Raw genomic sequence first — 2,809 nt, forward strand, 5'->3', positions numbered from 1 at the left:
GTTACTACAATTGGTGGGGCTTCTAATCCACGAGGCGCTGCAGCTGCAGCTTTAAAAGATGTGATTAACTTATATCGAAAAGATTTGTAAGACCGTACCGCCCTTTATAAAAAATACATATGTCGTGGACCTTTTGAGAATGAAATAAATATGAAAAAATGATTGCAGGGGGTAAGGAATTGTTTAAGGATTTTAAAGTTGTTAAAGATCGTCCCGTTTATATTCAATTGAAAGATTATTTGAAGAAGATGATTATGAAAGGGCATTTGCTCGGGGATCAAAAAATCCCATCAACAAGGGAACTAAGTGAATTACTAAGTGTGAGTAGAAACACTGTACTCGCTGCTTATGCAGATTTAGAACAAGAAGGACTCATTTATGCAGTTAAAGGAAAAGGGAACTTTGTTGCGAAGGTGGATATATCTAACACTTCGTCTGTTGAAATAAATTGGAAAAATAAACTTAATACAGTGACCGCATTAGCGGATGAATTAGATTTAATGAAACATGGTGTTCGTTGGGAAAAGGGAATGATTGTCTTTAATAGTATAGCCCCGGATGAGAAGCTATTTGATGTTGAAAATTTCAAAAGAGCTTTTCTTACTCGTATGTCCATTGAAGGAGACATCGTATTGAACTACGGATATGCAAAGGGATATAGACCGTTAATGAATTATTTACTTCATTACATGGAAATGAAAGGTGTAGACATTTCGAATAAAGATATTCTAATTACAAATGGATTTACAGAAGGATTGGATATTGTACTCTCTTCTTTATCAAAAAAATCTGGTCGTGTCATTTGTGAGAATCCAACTCACCACGCTGCACTAAAGCTGTTCCGTTTACATGGACTTGAAGTTCATGGGATTGATATGCATGAGGATGGTATTGATACGAATGAAGTTGAAAAAAGTTTGCGTGAAAAAGATTTTGATTTTGCTTATTTAATTCCGTCTTATCATAATCCAACCGGTATTGTTACGAGTTCAGAGAAAAGAACGGAATTGATGAGGTTATTCTCAAAATACAACGTTCCTATTATAGAGGACGGATTTAATGAAGAATTACGTTATTCAGGTTCACATTTAGCTCCATTATTAACTTTTGCGGGAGCTGGCAATAATGTGATTTATATTAGTAGCTTTTCAAAGGTACTTTTCCCTGGTTTACGTGTAGGCTGGATTATTGCAGATAAAGAGCTGATTCATTATTTAGAAAGCGTAAAAAGAGCAAGAACGATTCACACATCTACGCTAGATCAAGCTGTTCTGTTTCAATATTTACATGAGGGATATTTTGAGAAATATTTAAAAAAGGCAAGATCTGTTTATAAGAAAAAATATGAGTTAGCTGTCGGGGCATGTAACCAGTACATTCATTTCAAAAGAATGACTGGAGATGGTGGACTTCATTTATTTATAGAACTAGAAGAGCATATGAATGCCCGCACACTTTTACAAAAGTGTTATGAGAAAGGCGTTACGTTTTCACCTGGAGATGTTTTTTACTCTGATGGAGAAGGAGCGAACACTTTCCGATTAGGGTTTTCGCGCTTGAAAGAAGAAGAAATAGTTTGGGGAATTAAAATAATTGGTGATACATTAAAAAATGAAATTTGGAGTTGAGAAAATGAAAATCGGTGTTATTATGGGCGGGGTATCGTCTGAAAAACAAGTTTCAATTATGACGGGGAATGAAATGATTGCTCATTTAGATAAAAATAAGTATGAAATAGTTCCAATTACATTAAATGAAAAAGTGGATTTAATTGAAAAAACGAAAGACATTGATTTTGCGTTGCTCGCGTTACACGGAAAATACGGAGAAGATGGGACAGTTCAAGGAACACTGGAGAGTTTAGGGATTCCTTATAGCGGAAGTAATATGTTATCTAGCAGTATATGTATGGATAAAAATATTTCGAAAAAGATTTTACGTTATGAAGGTGTAGAAACACCAGATTGGATTGAACTTACAAAAATGGAGGATCTAAATCTTGATGAGTTAGATAAGTTAGGATTTCCATTAGTAGTAAAACCAAACTCTGGCGGATCGAGTGTCGGAGTGAAAATCGTTTATAATAAAAATGAATTGATCTCAATGCTAGAAACTGTATTCGAATGGGATTCTGAAGTAGTAATTGAGAAGTATATAAAAGGTGATGAAATTACATGTTCAATTCTGGATGGAAAACAGTTACCTATAGTTTCAATTCGACATGCAGCCGAGTTCTTTGACTACAATGCAAAATATGATGATACTAGTACAGTTGAGGAAGTTATCGAACTTCCAGCAGAAATTAATGAACGTGTAAATAAAGCGTCACTTGCTTGTTATAAAGCATTAAAATGTAGTGTTTATGCAAGAGTTGATATGATGGTGAAGGACGGAATTCCATATGTAATGGAAATTAATACATTACCAGGGATGACACAATCAAGTTTATTGCCAAAAAGTGCAGAAGCGGCGGGAATTAGTTATAGCGAACTATTAGATATGATTATTGAAACATCATTAAAAGTTAGAAAAGAAGAAGGGTTTTAAGGGAATTATATAACTAATTTTTTGACAGTTTCACGAAGTATGCTATGATGAATACATTATAAAAACAAAATATTTATCCACTAGGGGGGCCTTTTATAGGCTGAGATCAAATGTGATTTTGAGACTCTTAGTACCTGATCTGGTTAATGCCAGCGTAGGGAAGTGGGAAAGACGTTGCTATTTAATGAGTAAATAAATACTGTCGATTTCACTTTCTTTACGCCTGTAAAGAAAGTTTTTTTATTTTACAGCTTTAATAATT

At 34.2% G+C, this 2,809-nt stretch carries 2 protein-coding genes and 1 riboswitch; both genes read left to right on the forward strand.

The window, feature by feature from the left end:
• The first annotated feature begins 179 nt into the window (after positions 1 to 179).
• On the forward strand, positions 180 to 1,628 hold the full coding sequence (locus ACQGS6_RS25890; protein ID WP_426965846.1) for a PLP-dependent aminotransferase family protein: 1,449 nt from the start codon (positions 180 to 182) through the stop codon (positions 1,626 to 1,628).
• A gap of 4 nt (positions 1,629 to 1,632) precedes the next feature.
• Positions 1,633 to 2,547: a D-alanine--D-alanine ligase gene (locus tag ACQGS6_RS25895; RefSeq protein WP_009326978.1), complete on the forward strand. Its 915-nt coding sequence runs from the start codon at positions 1,633 to 1,635 to the stop codon at positions 2,545 to 2,547.
• A 72-nt stretch (positions 2,548 to 2,619) separates the two neighbouring features.
• Positions 2,620 to 2,725: riboswitch (TPP riboswitch) on the forward strand.
• Positions 2,726 to 2,809 lie beyond the last annotated feature (84 nt).

The sequence above is a fragment of the Bacillus sp. GMs2/2 genome (assembly GCF_050172095.1).
Taxonomy (GTDB): domain Bacteria; phylum Bacillota; class Bacilli; order Bacillales; family Bacillaceae_G; genus Bacillus_A; species Bacillus_A cereus.